We start from the raw sequence: 23,510 nt of genomic DNA, 5'->3' as shown, positions 1-23,510 counted from the left end.
GGTGCTAAGAGCGCGCCGGCACGGCCATGCCGCTGTGCTGGCGTTCGCGGCGTGGCGACAGTCCGAACTGGCGGCTGTAGCTCTTGGAAAAATGCGCCGCTGACGAGAAGCCGCAGGTCAGGGCGATCTCACCCACCGGGGCTTCACTGCATAGCAACAGCTCGCGCGCCCGCTGCAGGCGCAGCTCCAGGTAGTACTGGCTGGGCGTGCGCGCCAGGTACTTGTGGAACAGCCGCTCCAGTTGGCGCACCGACACCTCGTTGAGGCGTGCCAGCTCTGCCAGTTCCAGGGGCTCTTCCAGATTCGCTTCCATGATCGTCACGATCTGGCTCAGCTTGGGTTGGGTATTGCCGATTTTCTGGCGCAAGGGGATGCGCTGTGGGTCACGGGCGTTGCGAACCCGCTCGCACAGCAGCAGTTCGGCGGCGCGGCTGGCGATCTCGGCACCGTCGGGTTCGCGGCTGATCAGTTGCAAGGTCATGTCCAGCGCTGCGGTGCCGCCCGAACAGGTATAGCGATCGCGATCCAGCTCGTAGAGCTGGTGGGAGACGATGATGCGCGGAAACCGTGCTTTGATCTGTTCGATATTCTCCCAGTGCAGGGTGCAGCGATAGCCTTCGAGCAGGCCGGCGCTGGCCAGCAGGTGGCCGCCGGTGCAGATGCCGCCCAGGGGCACGCCCTGTTCGGCCAGGCGACGCAGCCAGGCGAGCAGGGCACGGTCGTATTTCTCCGGGATCGGGTTGGCGCCGACGACGAACAGGGCGTCCAGAGCTGGCGCCTGTTCGGGGCTGCTGTCGGTCATCACGCGTACGCCGTTGCTGGCCGCCACCGGCTGGTTGTCGCTGGAGATCAGTACGCTGCGATACAGCGGCCTTCCAGCGGCCAGGCCAGCGATGCGCAGAGGCTCGATGGCCGAGGCGAAGCCGATGGTGGTGAAGTTGGGGATGAGCAGGAAACCGAAGGTCTTCAACTTGTCGCAATCAGGTAATTGCAGGCGCTGAGGCTCAGCATGCTTCATGGGTGGCTCCTGTCCGTTGCTTGCCAGTGCGGGCGTCGGGATGGCGCTACGCACCCGCCAGGCGGGGCAGGCTCGATCTTACCCTCATTCGCCGGCTGTCCGGCGCCGTGACGGGGGTCGCAACCTGTCTCTACACGACATACCAGGCGAAGCGCCGCCAGGCAGCGCCATTACCGCTCATCGCGTGATTCGGGGCAGGTCAGTTTGAGCATTTTGAAGTCGTAATTAGGCAAATGACCCCCCAGGCTATTTCGCACAATCGCCTCCAACAGACGCCTTGTCGGTGGCTCCGTGAGCCGCTGCGACGGGAGCCTCACCAACACAGATGCGACCCTGACGGGTTGCCGGGAGACCGAGATGTTCAGCAAACAGGACAAGATCCAGGGTTATGACGATGAATTGCTCGCCGCCATCGACCAGGAAGAGCGTCGCCAGGAAGAGCACATCGAGCTGATCGCCTCGGAAAACTATTGCAGCCAGCGCGTGATGGAAGCGCAGGGCAGCGGCCTGACCAACAAGTACGCCGAAGGCTACCCGGGCAAGCGCTACTACGGTGGCTGCGAGTACGTCGACAAGGTCGAGCAACTGGCCATCGATCGCGCCAAGCAACTGTTCGGTGCCGATTACGCCAACGTCCAACCGCACTCCGGCTCCTCGGCCAACAGCGCCGTCTACCTGGCACTGCTCAACGCCGGTGACACCATCCTCGGCATGAGCCTGGCCCATGGCGGCCACCTGACTCACGGCGCCAAGGTGTCGTCCTCGGGCAAGCTGTACAACGCCGTGCAGTATGGTCTGGACACCGCCACTGGCCTGATCGATTACGACGAAGTCGAGCGTCTGGCCGTCGAGCACAAGCCGAAGATCATCGTTGCCGGCTTCTCCGCCTACTCCAAAACCCTGGACTTCCCGCGCTTCCGCGCCATCGCCGACAAGGTCGGTGCCTACCTGTTCGTCGACATGGCCCACGTCGCTGGCCTGGTTGCTGCCGGTCTGTACCCGAACCCGATTCCGTTCGCTGACGTGGTCACCACCACCACCCACAAGACCCTGCGCGGTCCGCGTGGCGGCCTGATCCTGGCCAAGGCCAACGAGGAGATCGAGAAGAAGCTCAACTCCGCCGTGTTCCCAGGCGCCCAGGGCGGCCCGCTGATGCACGTGATCGCCGCCAAGGCGGTGTGCTTCAAGGAAGCCATGGAGCCTGAGTTCAAGGCTTACCAGCAGCAGGTCATCGACAACGCTCAGGCCATGGCCAAGGTATTCGTCGAGCGCGGCTACGAAGTGGTGTCCGGCGGTACCGACAACCACCTGTTCCTGCTCAGCCTGATCAAGCAGGGCCTGACCGGCAAGGATGCGGACGCTGCCCTGGGCCGCGCCGGCATCACTGTGAACAAGAACGCCGTACCGAACGACCCGCAGTCGCCGTTCGTCACCTCGGGTATCCGCATCGGTACCCCGGCCGTGACCACCCGTGGCTTCAAGGTCGCCCAGTGCCAGAGCCTGGCCGGCTGGATCTGCGACATCCTCGACCACCTTGGCGATGCCGATGTCGAGGCGCAGGTGGCCAAGCTGGTCGCCGGGCTGTGCGCGGACTACCCGGTCTATCGCTAAGCCAACCTTCTCTCTCAGCCCCTCTCGCGCAGTCGCGAGAGGGCAGTAGAACCCTGGAGCATGCCCATGCAACGTTATTCCGGCTTCGGCCTGTTCAAGCACTCGTTCAGCCATCATGAGAACTGGCAGCGCATGTGGCGCAATCCGACGCCCAAGCCGGTTTATGACGTGGTCATCGTCGGCGGTGGCGGTCACGGCCTGGCCACGGCCTACTACCTGGCCAAGGAATTCGGCGTGAAAAACGTCGCCGTGGTGGAGAAGGGCTGGCTTGGCGGTGGCAACACCGCGCGTAACACCACCATCGTCCGTTCCAACTACCTGTGGGACGAGTCCGCGCACCTGTACGAACATGCGATGAAGCTGTGGGAAGGTCTGTCGCAAGACCTCAACTACAACGTCATGTTCTCCCAGCGTGGCGTGTTCAACCTCGGCCACACCCTGCAGGACATGCGTGACATCGAGCGCCGCGTCAGCGCCAACCGCCTCAACGGTATCGACGGTGAGGTAGTGGACGCCAAGCAGGTGGCGGAGATGATCCCCTACCTGGATTGCTCGAAGAACACCCGTTACCCGATTCTCGGTGCCTCGCTGCAGCGCCGTGGCGGCGTGGCCCGCCACGATGCCGTGGCCTGGGGCTTCGCCCGTGCCGCCGACGCCCTGGGCGTCGACCTGATCCAGCAGACCGAAGTGATCGGCTTCCGCAAGGAAAACGGTGCGGTGATCGGCGTCGAGACCACCAAGGGCTTCATCGGCGCCAAGCGCGTCGGCCTGGTCGCCGCCGGTAACTCCGGGCACCTGGCCAAGCTGGCTGGCTTCCGCCTGCCGCTGGAATCGCACCCGCTGCAAGCCCTGGTCTCCGAGCCGATCAAGCCGATCATCGACACCGTGATCATGTCCAACGCCGTACACGGCTACATCAGCCAGTCGGACAAGGGCGACCTGGTCATCGGCGCCGGTATCGACGGCTACAACGGCTACGGCCAACGTGGTTCCTACCCGACCATCGAACACACCCTGCAGGCCATCGTCGAGATGTTCCCGGTGCTGTCGCGCGTGCGCATGAACCGCCAGTGGGGCGGCATCGTCGACACCACGCCGGACGCCTGCCCGATCATCGCCAAGACGCCAGTGAAGAACCTGTTCATCAACTGCGGTTGGGGTACCGGTGGCTTCAAGGCCACGCCGGGTTCGGGCAACGTGTTCGCGGCCAGCCTGGCCAAGGGCGAGATGCATCCGCTGGCCAAGCCCTTCTCCATCGAGCGCTTCCACAACGGTGCGCTGATCGATGAGCACGGCGCGGCCGGTGTGGCGCATTAAAGGTCGCGCGTAGCGCGAAGGCTGATGCCCCTCTCCCATTTATGGGAGAGGGTGCCCGAAGGGCGGGAGAGGGGGCCAGGTTCGGCATTCCCGTTCCCGATAACAGAGTTCGGGAGTGCTGGTGCGCTGAGCACCCTCTCCCCCGGCCCCTCTCCCGCAAGCGGGAGAGGGGAGTAAAGCGGAGGCTCCACCATGTTGCATATCTTCTGCCCTCACTGCGGCGAATTGCGTTCCGAAGAAGAGTTTCACGTCAGCGGCCAGGCGCACATCGCGCGCCCGCTGGATCCGAACGCCTGCACCGACGAGGAGTGGGGCGAGTACCTGTTCTTCCGCGATAACCCGCGCGGCATCCACCACGAGTTGTGGATTCACGCGGCGGGCTGCCGTCAGTACTTCAACGTCACTCGCCACACGGTGAGTTACGAGATTCTCGAAACCTACAAGATCGGCGAGAGCCCCAGCGTGACTGAAGCCACTGTCGCTGCGAAGAAGGCCGCCGACCAAGGAGTAACGGCATGAGCCAGGTCAATCGTCTTTCCCAGGGTGGCCGTATCGACCGCAGCCAGCCCCTGACCTTCAGTTTCAACGGCCAGACCTACCAGGGTTACGCCGGCGATACCCTGGCCGCTGCGCTGCTGGCCAACGGTGTCGACGTGATCGGTCGTAGCTTCAAGTACTCGCGTCCGCGCGGCATCGTCGCCGCCGGTGCCGAAGAGCCCAATGCCGTGCTGCAGATCGGCTCCACCGAAGCGGCGCAGATTCCCAACGTGCGTGCCACCCAGCAGGCGCTGTACCAGGGCCTGACGGCTGCCAGCACCAACGGCTGGCCGAGCGTCAACACCGACCTGATGGGTATTCTCGGCAAGGTTGGCGGCGGCATGATGCCGCCCGGTTTCTACTACAAGACCTTCATGTATCCGCAGAACCTGTGGCTGACCTACGAAAAGTACATTCGTAAGGCCGCCGGTCTCGGTCGTTCGCCGAAGGAAAACGATCCGGACATCTACGACTACATGAACCGGCACTGCGACGTGCTGGTGGTCGGTGCCGGCCCTGCCGGTCTGGCCGCAGCGCTGGCTGCCGGTCGCAGTGGCGCACGGGTGATCCTCGCCGACGAACAGGAAGAATTCGGTGGCAGCCTGCTGTCCACCCGCGAGATGCTCGATGACAAGCCGGCCGCCGACTGGGCTGCCAAGGCCATCGCCGAGCTGCAAAAGATGCCGGAAGTGACCCTGCTGCCGCGCGCCACGGTCAACGGTTACCACGACCACAACTTCCTCACCATCCACCAGCGCCTCACCGACCACCTCGGTGAAGTCGCCCCGATGGGCCAGCCGCGTCAGCGCATGCACCGTGTGCGTGCCGGCCGTGTGGTGCTGGCCACCGGCGCTCATGAGCGGCCGCTGGTGTACGCCAACAACGACGTGCCCGGCAACATGCTGGCCGACGCCGTGTCGACCTACGTGCGCCGCTACGGCGTGGCGCCCGGCCAGAAGCTGGTGCTGTCGACCAACAACGATTACGCCTACCGCGTGGTGCTCGACTGGCTCGATGCCGGTCGCCAGGTGGTGGCCGTGGCCGACGCGCGCAGCAACCCGCGCGGTAGCTGGGTCGAAGAAGCGCGCCGACGTGGTGTGCGTATCCTCACCGGCAGTGCCGTGGTCGAAGCGCGTGGTAGCAAGCGTGTGAGCGGTGCGCGCATCTGCGCCATCGACACCGTCAAGCACAAGGTCACCAGCCCGGGGGAAGTGGTCGACTGCGACCTGATCGCCAGCTCCGGCGGCTACAGCCCGGTGGTGCACCTGGCCTCGCACCTGGGCGGTCGTCCGGTCTGGCGCGAAGACATCCTCGCCTTCGTGCCGGGTGAAGGCTTCCAGAAGCGTCATTGCGCCGGTGCGGTCAACGGTGTGTTCGGCCTGGGCGACGCCCTGGCCGACGGTTTCGAGGCCGGTGCCAAGGCGGCTGCCGAAGTGGGCTTCAACGCCGTGACCGGCACTCTGCCCAAGGCTGAGAAGCGCATCGAGGAAGCCACCGTTGCGCTGTTCCAGGTGCCGCATGACAAGGGCACCGCCCGTGCGCCCAAGCAGTTCGTCGACCAGCAGAACGACGTCACCGCCGCCGGTATCGAACTGGCCACGCGTGAAGGCTTCGAGTCGGTCGAGCACGTCAAGCGCTACACTGCGCTGGGCTTCGGTACCGATCAGGGTAAGCTGGGCAACATCAACGGTCTGGCCATCGCGGCTCGTTCCATCGGCATCAGCATTGCCGAGATGGGCACCACCATGTTCCGCCCGAACTACACCCCGGTGACTTTCGGCGCCATCGCCGGCCGTCACTGCGGCGAGCTGTTCGAGCCCAAGCGCTACACCGCCATGCAGAAATGGCACCTGGAGAACGGTGCCGAGTTCGAGGATGTCGGCCAGTGGAAGCGTCCCTGGTACTTCCCGAAAAACGGCGAAGACATGCACGCCGCTGTGGCCCGCGAGTGCCTGGCCGTGCGCAACGCGGTGGGCATCCTCGATGCCTCGACCCTGGGCAAGATCGACATTCAGGGCCCGGATGCGCGCGAGTTCCTCAACCGTGTGTACACCAACGCCTGGACCAAGCTGGACGTGGGCAAGGCTCGCTACGGCCTGATGTGCAAGGAAGACGGCATGGTCTTCGACGACGGTGTGACCGCCTGCCTGGCCGACAACCATTTCGTCATGACCACCACCACCGGTGGCGCCGCCCGCGTGATGGAGTGGCTGGAGATCTACCACCAGACCGAATGGCCGGAGCTGAAGGTGTACTTCACCTCGGTCACCGACCACTGGGCCACCATGACCCTGTCCGGCCCCAACAGCCGCAAGCTGCTGGCCGAAGTCACCGACATCGACCTGGACAAGGACGCCTTCCCCTTCATGAGCTGGAAGGAAGGCAACGTGGGCGGCGTACCGGCGCGGGTGTTCCGTATCTCCTTCACCGGTGAGCTGAGCTACGAAGTCAACGTGCAGGCCAACTATGCCCTGGGCGTGTGGGAGCAGATCATCGCCGCAGGCGAGAAGTATGGTCTGACGCCTTATGGCACCGAGACCATGCACGTGCTGCGCGCCGAGAAGGGCTTCATCATCGTCGGTCAGGACACCGATGGTTCGGTGACTCCGGACGACCTCGGCATGGGCTGGTGCGTTGGCCGTACCAAGCCGTTCTCCTGGATCGGCTGGCGTGGCATGAACCGCGAGGATTGCCTGAAGGAGAACCGCAAGCAACTGGTCGGCCTCAAGCCGCTGGATCCGAACAAGGTGCTGCCGGAAGGTGCGCAACTGGTGTTCGATCCCAAGCAGTCGATTCCGATGACCATGGTTGGCCACGTCACCTCCAGCTACATGAGCGCCGCGATGGGTCATTCCTTCGCCATGGCCTTGGTGCGCGGTGGTCTCAAGCGCATCGGCGAGCGCGTCTTCGCGCCGCTGGTTGATGGCAGCGTGATCGAAGCCGAAATCGTCAGCCCCGTGTTCTATGACCCGAAAGGGGATCGCCAGAATGTCTGACGTCGAGTTGCAAGCCGCAAGCGTCAAGCCGCAAGAATCCGAGGGTGCCCAGGCGCACCAGGCAGGTGAGAAATGAGCGCAGTGAACGTGTACCAACAACGCCCCGCCAACATCGAAGGGCAGTCCTCCCTGCACCATGCCGGTCTGCACGAGCTGGCCGGTAAGGGCCGCAAGGGCGCCGGCGTCACGCTGCGCGAGAAGAAGCTGCTGGGTCATCTGATCCTGCGTGGCGACGCCGATGACACCAACTTCGCCGGTGGCGTGCACAAGGCCCTGGGCCTGGAGCTGCCGGGGGCGCTGACCCTGGTGGCCAACGGCGACACCTCGCTGCAGTGGCTGGGCCCGGACGAGTGGCTGCTGATCGTGCCCGGTGGCAGCGAATTCGAGGTGGAAGGCAAGCTGCGTGAGGCCCTGGCCGGTCAGCATATTTCGGTGGTCAACGTCAGCGGCGGTCAGACCCTGCTGGAGCTATCCGGGCCCAAGGTGCGCGAACTGCTGATGAAGTCCACAAGCTATGACGTGCATCCGAAGAACTTCCCGGTGGGCAAGGCGGTTGGCACGGTGTTCGCCAAGTCGCAACTGGTGATTCGTCACACCGGCGAAGACACCTGGGAACTGCTGATCCGCCGCAGCTTCTCCGACTACTTCTGGCTCTGGCTGCAGGATGCCAGCGCCGAGTATGGGTTGGCGGTCGAGGCCTGAGGCTGACACGAACGGCTCCCTCTCCCCTTTGGGGAGAGGGTTGGGGAGAGGGGGCGGGCGGATCGCGTTGTACCGTCGGCCCTCTCCCCCGGCCCCTCTCCCATGAATGGGAGAGGGGTGAACAGCAACGGAGTTTGTCTCGGAGTTTGTCATGAGCCGCACCCCCGACACCTGGATCCTCACCGCCCACTGCCCGAGCGTGCTCGGCACCGTGGACGCGGTGACGCGCTTTCTGTTCGAGCAGCGCTGCTACGTTACCGAGCACCGCAGTTTCGATGACCGCCTGTCTTCGCGCTTCTTCATCCGCGTCGAGTTCCGCCAGCCGCAGGACTTCGACGAGGCGGCGTTCCGCGCCGGCCTGGACGAGCGCCTGGCACCCTTCGACATGCAGGTGGAGCTGACGCCGCCGGGGTATCGCGCCAAGGTGGTGCTGATGGTGTCCAAGGCCGATCACTGCCTGAACGATCTGCTCTACCGGCAGCGCATCGGCCAGTTGTCCATGGAGGTGGTGGCGGTGGTGTCCAACCACCCGGATCTGGAGCCGCTGGCGCGCTGGCATGGCATTCCCTATCACCATTTCCCGCTCGACCCGACCGACAAGCCGGCGCAGGAGCGTCGCGTGCTGCGGGTGATCGAGGACTGCGGCGCCGAGCTGGTGGTGCTCGCCCGTTACATGCAGGTGCTGTCGCCCGAGCTATGCCGCAAGCTGGATGGCTGGGCGATCAACATTCACCACTCGCTGTTGCCCGGTTTCAAGGGCGCCAAGCCTTATCACCAGGCCTACCAGAAGGGCGTCAAGCTGGTCGGCGCCACCGCTCACTACGTCAACGACCACCTCGACGAAGGGCCGATCATCGCCCAGGGCGTGGAAGCGGTGGATCACGCGCACTACCCTGAAGATCTGATCGCCAAGGGGCGCGACATTGAATGCCTGACCCTGGCGCGCGCGGTGGGTTACCACATCGACCGCCGCGTGTTCCTCAACGCCAACCGCACGGTGGTGCTCAACGCCTGAGGGCAATCGTAGGGTGCGCTGCGCGCACCGGGAGGCAACGCAAAGACATTGGTGCGCATAGCGCACCCTACGGGAACCCGCCCTGCCAGGTTTCAACGGCGGTTTCCGGCAACAGACGAAAGAAGCTCCAGTGCAAGGCCGCGCGGCTGTCAGCCGCGTCTTGTGTCCACAAAAAGAAAGGAGAGTTAGATATGTCTGGTAATCGTGGTGTGGTTTACCTCGGCGCGGGCAAGGTCGAAGTGCAGAAGATCGACTACCCGAAAATGCAGGATCCGCGCGGCAAGAAGATCGAGCACGGCGTCATCCTGAAAGTCGTTTCCACCAACATCTGCGGCTCCGACCAGCACATGGTGCGCGGTCGTACCACCGCTCAGGTCGGCCTGGTGCTGGGCCATGAGATCACCGGTGAGGTGGTCGAGAAGGGGCGTGACGTCGAGCGTCTGCAGATCGGTGATCTGGTTTCCGTTCCCTTCAACGTCGCTTGCGGCCGTTGCCGTTCCTGCAAGGAACAGCACACTGGCGTGTGCCTGACCGTCAACCCGGCGCGTGCCGGCGGTGCCTACGGCTATGTCGACATGGGCGACTGGACCGGCGGCCAGGCCGAATACGTGCTGGTGCCTTACGCCGACTTCAACCTGCTCAAACTGCCGGATCGCGACAAGGCCATGGAGAAAATCCGTGACCTGACCTGCCTGTCCGACATCCTGCCCACCGGCTACCACGGCGCCGTTACCGCTGGCGTCGGCCCGGGCAGCACCGTTTACGTTGCTGGTGCCGGCCCGGTCGGTCTGGCTGCCGCTGCCTCGGCTCGCCTGCTTGGCGCGGCCGTGGTCATCGTTGGTGACCTCAACCCGGCGCGTCTGGCTCACGCCAAGGCTCAGGGCTTCGAGATCGCCGATCTGTCGCTGGACACCCCGCTGCACGAGCAGGTCGCCGCATTGCTGGGCGAGCCGGAAGTGGACTGCGCCATTGACTGCGTGGGCTTCGAGGCCCGTGGTCATGGTCACGAAGGCGCCAAGCACGAGGCTCCGGCCACCGTGCTCAACTCGCTGATGCAGATCACCCGTGTCGCCGGCAAGATCGGTATTCCCGGCCTGTACGTCACCGAGGATCCGGGCGCGGTGGATGCCGCTGCCAAGATCGGCAGCCTGAGCATTCGCTTCGGCCTCGGCTGGGCCAAGTCGCACAGCTTCCACACCGGCCAGACTCCGGTGATGAAGTACAACCGCCAACTGATGCAAGCCATCATGTGGGATCGCCTGAATATCGCGGAAATCGTTGGTGTAGAGGTCATCAGCCTGGACGACGCACCGCGCGGTTACGGCGAGTTCGACGCTGGCGTGCCGAAGAAATTCGTCATCGACCCGCACAAGACCTTCAGCGCGGCGTGATGCCCGTGGCCCGGAAGCGTTCCGGGCCTGTTCCTGACTTGTTCACGGCCAGGCGCATTGGTCCGCGCCTTCTTTCGGGAGCCTACGGGCTCCCTTTTCTTTGGTGCGATCACTCTTGTGCAGCGCGGATCTGCGCGATGCGCGCATCCTTCTCCTGCCAGAGCTGGGTCACCCAGTCCTGCATGTACTGGCGAAATACCGGGTCGTTCTGGTAATCGCCTTGCCACAGCTCGGGGGCCAGGTTGCGGGTCTGGATGTCGACCACCACCTTGTCCACCTGGCCACTGAGCAATGCCCAGAAGCCCGGCGCCTTGCCCTCGGGGTAGACCAGGGTGACGTCGAGCACGGCGTCGATCTGCTCACCCAGGGTGGCGAGCACGAAGGCCACGCCACCCGCCTTGGGCTTGAGCAGGTAACGGTAGGGCGACTGCTGCTGGGCCTGCTTGGCCGGAGTGAAGCGGGTACCCTCCAGGTAGTTGACCACGGTGACCGGCAGGCGCTTGAACTTCTCGCAGGCGGCCCGGGTGATCTCCAGATCCTTGCCCTGCATGTGCGGGTTCTTTTCCAGAAAGGCCTTGGAATAGCGCTTCATGAAGGGGTAGTCGAGCGCCCAGAAGGCCAGGCCGAGGAAGGGCACCCAGATCAGTTCCTGCTTGAGGAAGAACTTGAAGTAGGGTGTCTTGCGGTTGAAGGCCTGCACCAGGGCGGGAATGTCGACCCACGACTGGTGGTTGCTGATCACCAGGTAGGAGCCATCGCGGCGCAGCTCGGCATTGCCGCGGATATCCCAGCGGGTGGGGGTGAGCAGGGTGAAGATGCGCTTGCAGTTCTCGGCCCAGAACTCGGCCACCCACATCACCCCACGGGAACAGGCATCGCGGGCGCTCTGCCCGGGCAGGGCGAACTTGGCGAGGGCGATCAGCAACAGCGGGCCGATCAGAACGAGGGTGTTGACGAGCAGCAGCAAGATGGTGGCAATGCCAGTCAGCAGTGGGCGCATATCGACTCCTTGGCGGGCACGAGCGGACATCATAAGCACATGCGCAGCGGGCCTCAAAAATACGGCTAATGGGCGATGGCGATGTGCCATTTGTTGCTTGATGCTGGTCAATGGAAAATACCCTGGATTGTCCGACACTGAATGAAGTGTCTTGCCAGGACAACCCCGTCAACCAGCTCTGGATGATCCCGATGTTGAAGCGCATTGCGGTGGCTGATCTACGCCTCGGTATGTATATCCAGGAGTTCTGCGGATCCTGGATGGATCACCCTTTCTGGAAATCCAAGTTCCTCCTCGACTCCGAGAAAGACCTTGCCCGTATTCGTGACAGCGCCATCAGCGAACTGTGGATCGATGTCGGCAAGGGCAGCGACGTTGCCCCTGGGGTGAAGGCTGCCAGCAGGGCCGAGGCCGAATGCGAAGCCCAGGCCCGGCTGCTGGCCGCCATCGAGCCGCCCAAGGTCAAGCCCGTGTCGCTGGATCAGGAGCTGGAGCAAGCGGTGAAGCTGTGCGCGCGCTCCAAGCAGGCGGTGATGGACATGTTCAATGACGCACGCATGGGCCAGGCGCTGCAATTCGAGCAGGCCGAAACCCTGGTGGAGGACATCTCCCAGTCGGTGATGCGCCACCCCAACGCGTTCATCAGCCTGGCCAGGCTCAAGCACGTCAACGAGTACACCTACATGCACTCGGTGGCGGTCTGCGCCTTGATGATCGCCCTGGGCCTGCAGCTCGGCCTGCCGACGGCGGCAGTGCGTGAAGCCGGCCTGGCCGGGTTGCTGCACGATATCGGCAAGATGGCCATGCCGCCCGAACTGCTGGACAAGCCCGGCAAGCTCAGTGACGAAGAGTTCGCCATTATCCGCCGTCATCCGGAAGAGGGCGGCAGCATCCTCATCAAATGCAAGCAGGTCAGTGCGTTGGTGCTGGACGTGTGCCTGCATCACCACGAGAAGGTCGACGGCAGCGGTTACCCCCACCGCCTGCAGAGCGAGCAGATCAGCCTGCTGGCGAAAATGGGCGCGGTGTGTGACGTGTACGATGCCATCACCTCCAATCGGCCGTACAAGCCCGGCTGGGATCCTGCCGAGTCGATCCGCAAGATGGCTGAATGGAAGGGGCACTTCGACGAGGTGGTCTTCCAGGCCTTCGTCAAGACCGTCGGCATCTACCCGGTTGGTGCTCTGGTGCGGCTGCAGAGCGGGCGGTTGGCCGTGGTCATGGAGCAGAATCCCAAGGCGCTGCTGGCGCCCAAGGTCAAGGTGTTCTTCTCGGCCAAGTCGCGCCTGCCGTTGGCGCAGACCGTGGTCGACCTGAGCAAGATCGGCGATCAGGATCGCATCGTCGGCCGTGAGTCGGCGGAGGAATGGGGCTTCGAGCGTCTCGACGAGCTGTGGGCGGGGATGGAGCTGAATGGGCGCGGGCGTTAGCAGGCTGTTGAAAAACTACCTCGGCTTTGGCTTCCTGCGTCGCTCTACCTCCTGCATCCATGCAGTCGTGCGTTGCCATTGCTGCGTTAAAAACAGTCTCGTGCGCGAGTCCGATCAAAATGCTCATTTACAACTCGTAAACCCGAGTGCGGGCCCAGTGCTTTTTTCGCCTGTTTTTGCGGGGCCGCCATCGGTATTGCACTGGCTGCCTCGGCTCGGGCTTCCTGCTTCGCTCTACCTCCTGCATCCATGCAGTCGTCGCCTACGTTTTTCAACGGCCTGCTAGCAGCATGTTGTAACGCTTCGTACAGGAACATTGCTCAGGCTTGCTCGGTCGGAGTTTCGGTCAATCACCACGAGAGGGCCGAACCTTGAAATACCTTGCGCTTCTGCTGGCCAGCGCCATCAGCCTGCCGGCGCTGGCCGACGAACAACCGGATCTGTACGGTCGCTACGAATTGATCAAGCTGCCTGCCCTGGGCAAGACGCTGAAAGCCAAGATGGACACTGGCGCCATGACGGCATCGCTGTCGGCCAAGGACATCGAATCCTTCAAACGTGACGGCGAGGACTGGGTGCGCTTCCGTCTGGCCGTCGATGGCGCCGATGACACCCTCTACGAACACCCCCTGATCCGCGTTGCCGAGATCAAGAACCGCGCCGAAGAGGGCGACGATGACGCTCAAGAGGCCACCTATTCGCAACGCCCGGTGATCGAAATGCCGATCTGCCTGGGCGAGGAAAAGCGCACCATCGAGGTCAACCTCACCGACCGCAGCACCTTCAGCTATCCGCTGCTGATCGGTGCCAGCGCCATGCGCGACATGGGGGCGGCGGTCAATCCCGCCGAGCGTTACACCCGCGAGCGTCCGCAATGCTGAGTTAATTGTCGCATTCAGAAACAATGCTGATGCTCATTGGCCAGTACACTCGCCGCGAGTGCACCGCCACCATCCTGCTTCCGTAGTCGATGCGTCGCGGGCCTGCTTTTTGCTAAATGCAATCGTCTGCCAGGCCTTCCGGCCCATGATTACAGGGGTGCAAAGATGTCGGGATTGCTCGGGCCGGGTGTCTGGCTGCTGCAGCGTTTCAGTTTTGCTCAGAAATTCCAACTGCTCTTCCTGCTCTTCGTGTTACCGCTTGGTTACGCCCTGTGGGCCGTTACCGGGGGCTACATGGCCGGCATCGACTCGATCGACAAGGAGCTCGAAGGCGCGCGGGCGCTCGAGCGCATGGCCGGGTTGCAGCAGGAGCTGATCGCCCAGCGCACCTTGCTGGCACGTTGGAAGGGCAACGAGAAGGGCGCTGCCGAATCGCTGAAACAACGTGAAGCGCGACTCGACGAAGCCCTGCAAGGGGCGGGCGAGCCCCTGCAGAGTGCGCTGATCAGCGCTGAGGCGCGCCAGCATTTCCAGGCCTTGCAGGGGGAGCGCGAAGGCCTGCGTGCCGACGCTTTGGGCAGGATGGCACTGCCCGATGCCCTGCAGCGTTATCAGAAGGCCCTGCAATATCTGATCGCCCTGCGCGAGCAGGTGGCCACCGACAGCACCCTGATCCTCGATCCTTACCTCGACACCTACCTGATGATGGAGCAGATCACCTACGTGATGCCGCGCCTGCTCGATCAGCTCGGCACCTTTGCCGCACAGGGGCATGGGGCGGTGGTGGCGCAGCATTTCACCCTGCAGAGCCGGGTGTTGATGCGCGATCTGCGGCGCGGCCTGGAGGAACAGCGCGTGCAACTGATCAAGGCGCAGACCACCCTGGCCCGTGAGGCGCCACAAGCCATGCGGCAATTGAGTGGGCCGTTCGAGGCGTCGCTCAAGGGCTTCGACGATTTCCTCGCGCAGATCGACCGTGACATGTTTGACAACAGCCCGATGACGCTCACGCCGGAGCAGTTCATCCAGCGCGTGGCGAGTCTGGAAAGTCTGTTGCAAGACCTGCAGCAGGCGCTCTACCAACAGTTCGCTACCAGCCTTGGGGATTACCGCGACCGTGCACTGGGCGCGATGATCGAAGTGATCAGTGCCTTCAGCGTGCTCACCTTGCTCGCCCTCTACGTGCTGTTGTGCCTGAATGCCTCGATTCGCCAGGGTACCCGCAGCATCATCGAGGCGGCGCGCGGCTTGCGTGACGGCGACTTGCGCGTGAGCATGCAGGTCGCGGGGCGCGATGAGCTGGCCGCCATCGCCCAGGCGCTGAACACGGCGGTCGAGCAACTGCGCGAGTCCTTGCAGGGTGTCAACCGTGAGAGTCATCAGCTCGATGGCACCGTGCAGCGGCTCAGCGGCCAGGCCCATGAAGCGCTGGGCGCGGTGGAGCAGCAACAGACGCAGATGAGCCAGATCGCCACCGCCGCCACGCAGATGGCGGCCACCGCGCAGAGCGTGGCGCAGAGCTGCGAGCAGGCCGCCGTGGAGGCTCGGCAGACTCGCGAAGTGGCGCTCAGTGGCAACCAGCGCAGCGAGCGCACCAGCGCCAGCATGCGTCAGCTCAGCACGCGCCTGCGCAGCAGTGCCGAGGCCTTGCAGCAACTGCGCGAGCAGACCCAGCAGATCAACCGCGTGGTGGACGTGATCCAGGGCATCGCCGACCAGACCAACCTGCTCGCGCTCAATGCCGCCATCGAGGCTGCGCGTGCCGGCGATGCGGGCCGAGGCTTCGCCGTGGTAGCCGACGAAGTACGCTCGCTGTCGCAACGCACTCAGGATTCGACCCAGGAAATCGTGCAGACCGTCGACGGCTTGCAACGCGTGGTCGCTCAGGCGGTGAGCCTGATGGAGGAGGCCAGCAGCCAGGCCGATGGCGACATCGGCAACGTGCTGGCCATGGGCGAGGAGCTGCAGCGCATCGTCGCCTCGGTGCAGGGCGTCAGCGACCGTCTGGCGCAGATCGCCACCGCCGCCGAGCAGCAAGCGGCCACCGCCGATGAGGTCAGTGGCAATATCCAGCAAGTGGATCAAGCCTCCGGGCAATTGCTCGATGGCGCCCAGACCGTCAGCCAGGCTGCCGAGCAGTTGCGCCGTGGCAGCGACGAATTGACGCGCAACACCGGGCGCTTTCGCCTCGATTGATGCCGCAGCCAGCTTGGCTGTGGCGGGGCAACTCTGCTAAAAACACAGCACACAACAAGGAGCCCCAGCATGAAAACCGTCGCCGAAGTCCTCAGAACCAAGCCCACCGGCCTTCTTTACAGCATCGACGCCGACGACTCCCTGCTCGACGGCCTGCGCATCATGGCGGAAAAGAGCATTGGCGCCCTGGTGGTAATGTCCGCTGGCCGCCTGGTGGGCATCGTCAGCGAGCGTGACTACGTGCGCAAGGTGGCCCTTGCCGAACGCTCCATGCTGAACGCCAAGGTCAGCGAGATCATGACCCGCGACGTGATCAGCGTCGGCCCGCGCGACAGCCTACAGCACTGCATGGAACTGATGACCGAACGCCGCCTGCGCCACCTGCCGGTGCTGGCTGAGGGCGAGCTCATCGGCCTGCTGTCCATCGGTGACCTGGTGAAAGAAACCATCGCCGAACAGGCCGACCTGATCCGCCAGCTCGAACAGTACATCCGCGGCGAGCACTGAGTAGCTGCCCGGGCGCACGATCGGTAGGAGCGGATTTATCCGCGGTAGGGGCTGGCGCCGAGGCGTCGATCACGGCAAACCATCGACGTAGCCCGGATGCAATCCGGGGCCTATGCGCGGGCGCCCTCACGCCCGAACCTTGACGCCCGCAACCGCCCCCGGCAGGCTCCTGCCGTCACTCCCCAGGTGCAGGACGCCCGATGCCGCAGATACTCATAGTCGAAGACGAAGCCGCGATTGCCGATACGCTGGTCTATGCCCTGCAGGCCGAAGGCTTCCTCACCCATTGGTCGAGCCTGGGCGGCGAAGCGCTGAGCCTGCTGGAAAACGGCGCCTTCGACCTGGCCATTCTCGACGTCGGTCTGCCGGATATCAGCGGCTTCGAGCTGTGCAAGCGTCTGCGCCGTTTCTCCGAAGTACCGGTGATCTTTCTCACTGCGCGCAGTGAAGAGATCGACCGTGTGGTGGGCCTGGAAATCGGCGCCGACGACTACGTGGTCAAACCCTTCAGCCCGCGCGAGGTGGCGGCACGGGTCAAGGTCATCCTCAAGCGCATCGCCCCGCGTGAGACGCCGCAAACCACTGCGCCGAGCGCCTTCCAGATCGACGACGCGGCCTTTCGTATCCACTACCACGGCCAGGCGCTGAGCCTGACCCGCCACGAATTTCGCCTGCTGCGCACCTTGCTCGGCCAGCCGCGCCGGGTCTATTCCCGCGAGCAGTTGCTCGATGCCCTCGGCGTGGCCAGCGAAGCCGGCTACGAGCGCAATATCGACAGCCATATCAAGAGCCTGCGCGCCAAGCTGCGCGCCATCGCCCCGAGCGAAGAGCCGATCCAGACCCATCGCGGCCTGGGCTACAGCTTCGAGCCAGAAACCTAGAGAGGCTCTTAGCATGCCGCTGGGCGTACGCATCTTCCTCGTCTATTTCCTCTTCGTCGGCCTGGCCGGCTGGTTCGTGCTCAGCACGGTGATGGACGAGATCCGCCCCGGCGTGCGCCAGAGCACCGAGGAAACCCTGGTCGATACCGCCAACCTGCTGGCCGAGATCCTGCGCGATCAGGTCAAGGACGGCACGCTGGGCCAGGGCCGCCTCACCGAGGCGCTGGAAGCCTACGGCCGGCGCCAACCGCAGGCGACCATCTGGGGCCTGACCAAGGCCGAGGTCAACCACCGCATCTACGTCACCGACGACAAGGGCATCGTCCTGCTCGACTCCACCGGCCTGGCGGTTGGCCAGGACTACTCGCGCTGGAATGACGTGCTGCTGACCCTGCGTGGCCAGTACGGCGCGCGCTCGACCCGGGAAGACCCGAACGACCCGGATTCCTCGGTGATGTACGTGGCGGCGCCGATCAAGGACGGCGAGCGCATCATCGGCGTGGTCTCGGTGGCCAAACCCAACCGCACCCTGCTGCCCTATATCGAACGCTCGCAGAACCGCCTGAGCTGGCTCGGCGCCGGGCTGATCGCCCTTGGCCTGCTGATCGGCGCAGCGCTGTCCTGGTGGCTGAGTGCCGCTCTGGGCAAGCTCACCCGCTACGCCCAGGCGGTCAGCGAGGGCCAACGCGCCGAGGCGCCGAAAGTGCGCGGCGGCGAACTCGCGCAACTGGCCCAGGCGGTCGAGCGCATGCGCACCGAGCTGGAGGGCAAGGCTTACGTCGAGCGCTACGTGCACACCCTGACTCATGAACTGAAAAGCCCACTGGCTGCCATTCGTGGCGCCGCCGAACTGCTCGACGGCGACATGCCGGTAGAGCAGCACCAGCGCTTCGTGGCCAATATCCAGCAGGAAAGCGCGCGTCTGCAGAACCTCATCGAACGCCTGCTGCACCTGGCCCAGGTGGAACAACGCCAGGGCCTGGAAGAGCGCGTGACGGTGCCGCTGGCGCCACTGCTGGACGAACTGCTGCAAGCCCAACAGGCACGTATCACCGCCGCCAACCTGCAGATCGAACAGGCATTACCGCCCGGCCTCAACCTGCGCGGCGAACGCTTCCTGTTGCGCCAGGCCCTGGCCAACCTGCTGGACAATGCCCTGGACTTCACTCCACGCGGCGGACGCATCCGCATCGCCGCCGAACGCCAGAGCGAGCGCATCGAGTTGCGCCTGTTCAACCAGGGCGAAGCCATCCCCGGCTACGCGCTGGGTCGGCTGACCGAACGCTTCTACTCCCTGCCGCGCCCCAACGGTGGCCGCAAGAGCACCGGCCTGGGGCTGAACTTCGTGCAGGAAGTGGCCGAGCTGCATGGCGGCGAACTGCATATCGGCAATGTCGAAGGCGGTGTGGAAGTGCAGCTAACACTCCCCACGTAGGGTGCGCTGCGCGCACCGGCTACCCTGTGGGGCTCTGGCATCCTGCATCCATGCAGTCGTAGCTGCGACGGGGGCTAGACCAGGCATGGTGGACAAGCTTCGCGTTGTCCACCCTACGGCACCATTTCCCCCGTAGAGTGAATGACGCTTTTTCATCCACCGTTGAGAGTGGTGGTCGAGTCTACTTGCTGGCGTTACGTGCGTACCGCTCATATCTCCTGCTTCTGCCAGGTGCTATCGGTGCGCATAGCGCACCCTACACCCATACCCCGGAGACCACGCCGTAGGGTGCGCTATGCGCACCACCGTCACGGCGATCTTGATTTATCTATTAATTCGATTCTTATGTTTGTTATTTTGCGATTTTAAATCAAATTTTTATGGGTAACATGGGCCCCGTAGTCACCTTCCAGCCTTGATCCGGAGCCGAACCATGAAAAAGCAAATCCTCGCCAGCCTCGTTATCGCCACCCTGTCCGCCAGCGCATTCGCCCTGCCGCAGATTGCCGTTCAATCCACTGCTGTCCCTGTGGTAGCCGAAGATGGCTCTGACCGTGTCGGCCCGAACCGAGTAGCCGAAGACGGTGCAGACCGTGTAGGTGCCAACCGTGTAGCTGCAGATGGTGCTGATCGCGTCGGAGCCAATCGCGTAGCCGCAGACGGCGCAGACCGCGTCGGTGTCAACCGCACCGCCTGACCGCCCCGCGACACCTGCTTCGACTGAAGGCGCCCGCTTGGGCGCCTTCGTCGTTTTGGTGAGGGAGGCAACACGTAGGAGGGGTAGAGCAACGCGAAACCCATCATCGGCGGGTTCCCGGGTTTCGCAGTGCTCAACCCAGTCATGGTGGACAAGCTTCGCCTTGTCCACCCTAGGGCACGATTTCCCCCGTAGGGTGGGTGACGCTTTTTCATCCACCGTTGGGAGTGGTTATCCGGGTTCGCGCGGGGCCCCGCCTTATGACCGCTGGCAGGCATTCACGGCCGGGCGGCGGGCAGCCCAGGGCTGGGCATCCTCCAGTTGCCGGGCAAGGCTCAGCAGCGTTCGCTCGTCGCCGAAGCGGCCGGCGAAGTGAGAGCCCAGCGGCAGCCCTTCACTTGTCCAGTACAGGGGCACCGACATCGCAGGCTGGCCCGTGGCGTTGAAGATGGCCGTATAGGGTGAATAACCATGGGACAGCTCGATGAAGTCCTGAAGGGAATGGCTGTCGTCTTCGAGTGTCAGCTCACCCAGGCGGGGCGGTGCCCTGTTCAGGGTCGGGGTCAGGATGAGGTCGTAATCCTGGAGGAACGCCGCCATGGTGCGACCGAGGGCGTGCATGTATTCGACCGCCGCGATATAGCGCGTTGCCGACAGTTGGCCGCGCTCGCGCAGGATCACGCGCGTGCGCGGCTCCAGCTCCTCGGGCGCCACCGGAGCACCGCGCAGCTTGCCCAGCATGTCCAGGAAGCTGCGGGTATGGGAGCCGATGATGTCGAAGGTCGCGTCGAGAAATTCGAGCAGGTGCACCGGCAGCGTCGTGCTGGTCACGCTATGCCCGAGCGACTCCAGCAGCGCAGCCGTCCGCTGTACGGCCTGCAAGGCGTCAGGCTGGGTTTGCCAGGGCGCCAGCTCGGCCACCAGGGCAATCTTCAGCGGCTTGGGTGAGTGCTCCAAGGCCTGGGAGAAGGAGGTCGACGGCATCGGCGCGGCATAGGGCGCACCGAGATCCATGCCGGCGGTGGCATCGAGCAGCGCTGCGCTGTCGCCCACCGAGAGCGTGATGGCATGGGCCGTACTCAGGCCGGCCCAGCCTTCACCCACCATCGGCCCTGATGGCAGCAGGCCGCGTGATGGCTTGAAGCCGAACACCCCGCAGCACGAGGCGGGAACGCGCAAGGAGCCACCGCCGTCGTTACCGTGGGCAAAGGGAATGGCGCGTGCCGCGACCAGAGCGGCCGCGCCGCCGCTGGAGCCGCCAGCGCTGTGTTCTACATTCCAGGGGTTGCGTGTCGCCCCGAAGCGTTGAGACTCCGTGGTGTAGGAAACGCCGAACTCGGGTGCGGTGGTGGTGCCAATCAGTTGGCAGCCTGCTGCCCTGAGCCGGGCAACGACTTCGCAGTCACTGTCTGCGCGAAACTCGCCCAGGGCTCTGGAACCGTTGGTCATCCGGGCGCCGGCCATCGGGGAGAACATGTCCTTTACCAGGGTCGGCACGCCGGCCAGCGGGCCTTGGAATGGCTGGCCATTGGTGGTGCGTTCACGGGCCTGGTCATACAGGCGCTCGGCTACCGCTGCCAGGTGTGGCTCCACCTGTTCGACACGGCTGATGGCGGCTTCGAGCAGCTCGCCGGGGTGCACTTCACCCTTTTTGACCAGTGCAGCCAGACCGCGACCATCGAGCGTATCGAACAGGTTTTGAATGTCTTTCATGAAACTTCCCTCGGTTGAAGAGCAGGCTCGTTACTTAAAAACTGATACCCGTGCGCAAGGCCAGGGTGTAACCCTCGGTGCGGTTGTGAGAATCGAATTCCTTGTAGGCGTGTAACCAGATCGGCGGTAAACCGGAGTCTGGTTTGAAGTAACTCAGGGCCGGGCCAATGGCGAAAGTCCTGGCGCGGTTGCCATTGGTCAGCCCCGGCGCGTCATCGTCGGTTAATTGCCGGTAGTGGTAGCCACCGATGCCAAGTGTCCAATTGCCAAGGTGTTGGCCGACGGCAAATTCATGGCGGTATTCGATGCCGCTGCGGTAATCCGTAGCCGAGTTGCGGGCATTGATGTCCAGTTGGAAACTGGATGAAAGTTCAAGGCCGCTCGACGTAATGTAGGTGAAGTTCAACACTGGCGAGAGCGTCCAGTGATTGGTGCCAGGGCTCACCAGGCGATCCTTGTCATAATCCCCAGTGGGCATTTGCACCACCAGTTGTGTGTTGATGCCCAGATTGGGTCTGGGCCGCCACTCCAGTATCAGCGGCGCCACTTGCAGATCCGCCGGGCGAAAGACCTCGGCACTGTCACTGAATACGCGCTGCCCACCTATATTGACGCCCAGGTCGGCGTCCATCTTGAAAAACACCGGCACGATGGCGAAGCCGTAACGGGCACCCAGCCACTCTTGCTGCGTCATGCGGATATACGCCAGGCCAATGGCCGTGACATCGATAGCGAAATCATTCGGGCTGTCATTGCCGTCGTCATCCTTCAAGGCATGCGCGCGATAATGGCTGACGCGCATGCCAAGGGTGCCGTAGGGCGTCGAGGGCGGCATGAAGCCTGCGCCGAAGTCGAGCACGCCCGCAGCCGTCGTCGGGGCGCCATTCTCGGTGGCGTATAACGCAGGGGATAACAGGGCAAGGCTCAAACCTATTATCGAAGGCGCGGCAAACCATCGTCTGTATGACATCGTATATTCCTTGTTCTTATTGTTGGGCGCGTACGAGCCTGTGCACGGGCAATGACCCATGTCGAGGCGGATAGTTATGAAGGGGGCGCGGGCGCGTTATTAACAGTGTTTGTCGATGGGGATAAGTTGGGCGATCTGTGCTTTGCGACTGATACCCAGTTTGTCGTAGACCTTGCGTAAATGATGGCGAACGGTACAAGGCGAAACACCAACGCTACGGGCAACTTCCTTGTAGGTCTGTCCGGCGGCGAAGCCTTTCGCGACCTCCAGTTCGCGCGTGCTGAGCCGCTCTATGCTGCTGCGGCGGCGCGCCCTCAGCAGCACGAGGTCACCTATCGGCTGTGGCTCGATATGGATGCAATGGCCGACGTAGGCCCGTTGCGGGACGTATGGCGCAGGCAGGCGGTTACCTTGCTGATCAGGCCATTCCGCCGCCAGCATCGACACGAAGTTCGGCTCCATCGACATCAACACGCCGTAGCGGTCGCACACGGCCAGGGCCGTTTCGTCATACGCGCCGTCGCTGTCACGCAGGGTTGCCAGCGTGCGCAGATAACTTTCCTGTTCGGCGGCGATCAGGTGGGGCATGAGCAGCTCGAGAAGATGCTGCTCGGTCGCCGTGAAAGGCGGGCGGCCGGGTGAGCGAAACAGGGTCAGATGCACGCCCAGTTGCGTCTGCGCCTCGGTGATGGCGATAGCCAGTGCATGAGCGAGATCGTATTGGCGGCCCAGTTGCGCCAGGCCGGGATGGGCGTCAGGGGCCGTGCAGTGGATGACCTGGCAAGTGCCTTGGCGCTGGTGCATCTCACCGAGGCTGGCATCGTTCTTCTTGAGCTGCTCCCAGTCACTGGCATAACGCTTGGGCAGCCCGAGCAGGAAGGAACTGTGCTCGACTGGCAGGTTCTCCCGCCAGGCCGCCCGGCCCCACCAGGCCTTGTCGAAGGCGATCAGCGAGCCCAGCAGTTGCAGTGCCTGCTGATGGAAGGTCGAGATCGAAGCGCCGCGAACCTTGGTGTGCAGCTCCAGGATGGCCAGGCTGAATGCCGTGAATACCTGGCTGGAGAGCCCGTCCACAGGCGCAGTATCGGTTGCCATGCTATCCCCCTTGTTATTTTTCTGGGTAGAAAGCGCGCAGGCTGCAAATTGCGCGGAAGTCAGGGTTCGAGTCTACGCAATTCTCGCGTGCCGGCTATCGTTCAAATGGACGATAGGT

General features: G+C 63.8%; 19 protein-coding genes. 14 read left to right on the top strand and 5 right to left on the bottom strand.

Annotation, left to right across the window (positions count from 1 at the left end):
* Positions 1–4 precede the first annotated feature (4 nt).
* Complete coding sequence (locus OU800_RS21090) at positions 5–1,018, bottom strand: GlxA family transcriptional regulator (RefSeq protein ID WP_268179297.1); 1,014 nt, start codon at positions 1,016–1,018, stop codon at positions 5–7.
* Positions 1,019–1,375: 357 nt separating this feature from the next.
* On the opposite strand from OU800_RS21090, the gene glyA reads away from it, so the two are divergent.
* The 7 genes from glyA to fdhA all read left to right on the top strand — a co-directional run bounded on the left by glyA (position 1,376) and on the right by fdhA (position 10,587).
* Positions 1,376–2,629, top strand: coding sequence for a serine hydroxymethyltransferase (gene glyA, locus OU800_RS21085; RefSeq protein ID WP_268179296.1), 1,254 nt, complete (start codon positions 1,376–1,378; stop codon positions 2,627–2,629).
* Positions 2,630–2,695: 66 nt separating this feature from the next.
* Positions 2,696–3,946, top strand: coding sequence for a sarcosine oxidase subunit beta family protein (locus OU800_RS21080; protein ID WP_268179295.1), 1,251 nt, complete (start codon positions 2,696–2,698; stop codon positions 3,944–3,946).
* 192 nt (positions 3,947–4,138) lie between these two features.
* The gene (locus OU800_RS21075; RefSeq protein ID WP_268179294.1) at positions 4,139–4,465 is read left to right on the top strand and encodes a sarcosine oxidase subunit delta; all 327 of its coding nucleotides are present in this window, start codon (positions 4,139–4,141) and stop codon (positions 4,463–4,465) included.
* Entirely contained in the window at positions 4,462–7,479 is a 3,018-nt protein-coding gene (locus tag OU800_RS21070; RefSeq protein WP_268179293.1) for a sarcosine oxidase subunit alpha, read from the top strand. The genes OU800_RS21075 and OU800_RS21070 overlap by 4 nt, the downstream gene beginning before the upstream one ends.
* Before the next feature lie 72 nt (positions 7,480–7,551).
* Positions 7,552–8,181 (top strand): sarcosine oxidase subunit gamma, encoded by a 630-nt coding sequence (locus OU800_RS21065; protein WP_268179292.1) that lies wholly within the window; start codon positions 7,552–7,554, stop codon positions 8,179–8,181.
* A 151-nt stretch (positions 8,182–8,332) separates the two neighbouring features.
* The gene (gene purU / locus OU800_RS21060) at positions 8,333–9,196 is read left to right on the top strand and encodes a formyltetrahydrofolate deformylase (RefSeq protein WP_268179291.1); all 864 of its coding nucleotides are present in this window, start codon (positions 8,333–8,335) and stop codon (positions 9,194–9,196) included.
* Between the two features lie 191 nt (positions 9,197–9,387).
* Positions 9,388–10,587 carry a formaldehyde dehydrogenase, glutathione-independent gene (gene fdhA, locus OU800_RS21055; RefSeq protein WP_268179290.1) on the top strand — a complete coding sequence of 400 codons (1,200 nt, stop codon included), beginning with the start codon at positions 9,388–9,390 and terminating at the stop codon, positions 10,585–10,587.
* Positions 10,588–10,696: 109 nt separating this feature from the next.
* On the opposite strand, the gene OU800_RS21050 is transcribed toward fdhA, so the two are convergent.
* Positions 10,697–11,587, bottom strand: coding sequence for an acyltransferase (locus OU800_RS21050; RefSeq protein ID WP_268179289.1), 891 nt, complete (start codon positions 11,585–11,587; stop codon positions 10,697–10,699).
* 191 nt (positions 11,588–11,778) lie between these two features.
* Between OU800_RS21050 and OU800_RS21045 the strand changes: the two genes are divergently transcribed.
* The 7 genes from OU800_RS21045 to OU800_RS24455 all read left to right on the top strand — a co-directional run bounded on the left by OU800_RS21045 (position 11,779) and on the right by OU800_RS24455 (position 19,614).
* Positions 11,779–13,017, top strand: coding sequence for an HD-GYP domain-containing protein (locus OU800_RS21045; RefSeq protein WP_268179288.1), 1,239 nt, complete (start codon positions 11,779–11,781; stop codon positions 13,015–13,017).
* Positions 13,018–13,388: 371 nt separating this feature from the next.
* Positions 13,389–13,898 carry a retropepsin-like aspartic peptidase RloA2 gene (gene rloA2 / locus OU800_RS21040; RefSeq protein ID WP_268179287.1) on the top strand — a complete coding sequence of 170 codons (510 nt, stop codon included), beginning with the start codon at positions 13,389–13,391 and terminating at the stop codon, positions 13,896–13,898.
* A 165-nt stretch (positions 13,899–14,063) separates the two neighbouring features.
* Complete coding sequence (locus OU800_RS21035) at positions 14,064–16,094, top strand: methyl-accepting chemotaxis protein (protein ID WP_268179286.1); 2,031 nt, start codon at positions 14,064–14,066, stop codon at positions 16,092–16,094.
* Between the two features lie 69 nt (positions 16,095–16,163).
* Positions 16,164–16,601, top strand: coding sequence for a CBS domain-containing protein (locus tag OU800_RS21030; RefSeq protein ID WP_268179285.1), 438 nt, complete (start codon positions 16,164–16,166; stop codon positions 16,599–16,601).
* Between the two features lie 200 nt (positions 16,602–16,801).
* The gene (creB, locus tag OU800_RS21025; RefSeq protein WP_268179284.1) at positions 16,802–17,482 is read left to right on the top strand and encodes a two-component system response regulator CreB; all 681 of its coding nucleotides are present in this window, start codon (positions 16,802–16,804) and stop codon (positions 17,480–17,482) included.
* A gap of 13 nt (positions 17,483–17,495) precedes the next feature.
* Complete coding sequence (gene creC, locus OU800_RS21020) at positions 17,496–18,917, top strand: two-component system sensor histidine kinase CreC (protein ID WP_268179283.1); 1,422 nt, start codon at positions 17,496–17,498, stop codon at positions 18,915–18,917.
* Between the two features lie 433 nt (positions 18,918–19,350).
* A complete protein-coding gene (locus OU800_RS24455) occupies positions 19,351–19,614 on the top strand; it encodes a hypothetical protein (RefSeq protein ID WP_442964719.1) in 264 nt (87 codons plus the stop codon).
* 258 nt (positions 19,615–19,872) lie between these two features.
* Here the strand turns inward: OU800_RS24455 and OU800_RS21010 are convergent, their stop codons facing one another.
* The 3 genes from OU800_RS21010 to OU800_RS21000 form a co-directional block, all read right to left on the bottom strand.
* Positions 19,873–21,327 (bottom strand): amidase, encoded by a 1,455-nt coding sequence (locus tag OU800_RS21010; RefSeq protein WP_268179281.1) that lies wholly within the window; start codon positions 21,325–21,327, stop codon positions 19,873–19,875.
* A 34-nt stretch (positions 21,328–21,361) separates the two neighbouring features.
* Positions 21,362–22,297, bottom strand: a complete 936-nt coding sequence (locus tag OU800_RS21005) for a SphA family protein (protein ID WP_268179280.1) — start codon at positions 22,295–22,297, stop codon at positions 21,362–21,364.
* Positions 22,298–22,396: 99 nt separating this feature from the next.
* Complete coding sequence (locus OU800_RS21000; RefSeq protein WP_268179279.1) at positions 22,397–23,392, bottom strand: helix-turn-helix transcriptional regulator; 996 nt, start codon at positions 23,390–23,392, stop codon at positions 22,397–22,399.
* Positions 23,393–23,510: the final 118 nt, after the last annotated feature.

The sequence above is a fragment of the Pseudomonas sp. GOM7 genome (assembly GCF_026723825.1).
Taxonomy (GTDB): domain Bacteria; phylum Pseudomonadota; class Gammaproteobacteria; order Pseudomonadales; family Pseudomonadaceae; genus Aquipseudomonas.
Note: the sequence above shows the minus strand (reverse complement) of the source record. Positions and strands in the feature narration are given on the sequence as shown.

What these genes read in the sequence shown, in the direction of transcription:
- OU800_RS21030 (WP_268179285.1), top strand. Translation starts at nt 16,164, where the DNA reads ATGAAAACCGTCGCCGAAGTCCTCAGAACCAAGCCCACCGGCCTTCTT.
- OU800_RS21070 (WP_268179293.1), top strand. Translation starts at nt 4,462, where the DNA reads ATGAGCCAGGTCAATCGTCTTTCCCAGGGTGGCCGTATCGACCGCAGC.
- glyA (WP_268179296.1), top strand. Translation starts at nt 1,376, where the DNA reads ATGTTCAGCAAACAGGACAAGATCCAGGGTTATGACGATGAATTGCTC.
- OU800_RS21035 (WP_268179286.1), top strand. Translation starts at nt 14,064, where the DNA reads ATGTCGGGATTGCTCGGGCCGGGTGTCTGGCTGCTGCAGCGTTTCAGT.
- OU800_RS21080 (WP_268179295.1), top strand. Translation starts at nt 2,696, where the DNA reads ATGCAACGTTATTCCGGCTTCGGCCTGTTCAAGCACTCGTTCAGCCAT.
- OU800_RS21090 (WP_268179297.1), bottom strand. Translation starts at nt 1,018, where the DNA reads ATGAAGCATGCTGAGCCTCAGCGCCTGCAATTACCTGATTGCGACAAG.
- OU800_RS21065 (WP_268179292.1), top strand. Translation starts at nt 7,552, where the DNA reads ATGAGCGCAGTGAACGTGTACCAACAACGCCCCGCCAACATCGAAGGG.
- OU800_RS21075 (WP_268179294.1), top strand. Translation starts at nt 4,139, where the DNA reads ATGTTGCATATCTTCTGCCCTCACTGCGGCGAATTGCGTTCCGAAGAA.
- OU800_RS21005 (WP_268179280.1), bottom strand. Translation starts at nt 22,297, where the DNA reads ATGTCATACAGACGATGGTTTGCCGCGCCTTCGATAATAGGTTTGAGC.
- OU800_RS24455 (WP_442964719.1), top strand. Translation starts at nt 19,351, where the DNA reads ATGAAAAAGCAAATCCTCGCCAGCCTCGTTATCGCCACCCTGTCCGCC.
- OU800_RS21010 (WP_268179281.1), bottom strand. Translation starts at nt 21,327, where the DNA reads ATGAAAGACATTCAAAACCTGTTCGATACGCTCGATGGTCGCGGTCTG.
- purU (WP_268179291.1), top strand. Translation starts at nt 8,333, where the DNA reads ATGAGCCGCACCCCCGACACCTGGATCCTCACCGCCCACTGCCCGAGC.
- OU800_RS21000 (WP_268179279.1), bottom strand. Translation starts at nt 23,392, where the DNA reads ATGGCAACCGATACTGCGCCTGTGGACGGGCTCTCCAGCCAGGTATTC.
- OU800_RS21045 (WP_268179288.1), top strand. Translation starts at nt 11,779, where the DNA reads ATGTTGAAGCGCATTGCGGTGGCTGATCTACGCCTCGGTATGTATATC.
- creB (WP_268179284.1), top strand. Translation starts at nt 16,802, where the DNA reads ATGCCGCAGATACTCATAGTCGAAGACGAAGCCGCGATTGCCGATACG.
- creC (WP_268179283.1), top strand. Translation starts at nt 17,496, where the DNA reads ATGCCGCTGGGCGTACGCATCTTCCTCGTCTATTTCCTCTTCGTCGGC.
- fdhA (WP_268179290.1), top strand. Translation starts at nt 9,388, where the DNA reads ATGTCTGGTAATCGTGGTGTGGTTTACCTCGGCGCGGGCAAGGTCGAA.
- OU800_RS21050 (WP_268179289.1), bottom strand. Translation starts at nt 11,587, where the DNA reads ATGCGCCCACTGCTGACTGGCATTGCCACCATCTTGCTGCTGCTCGTC.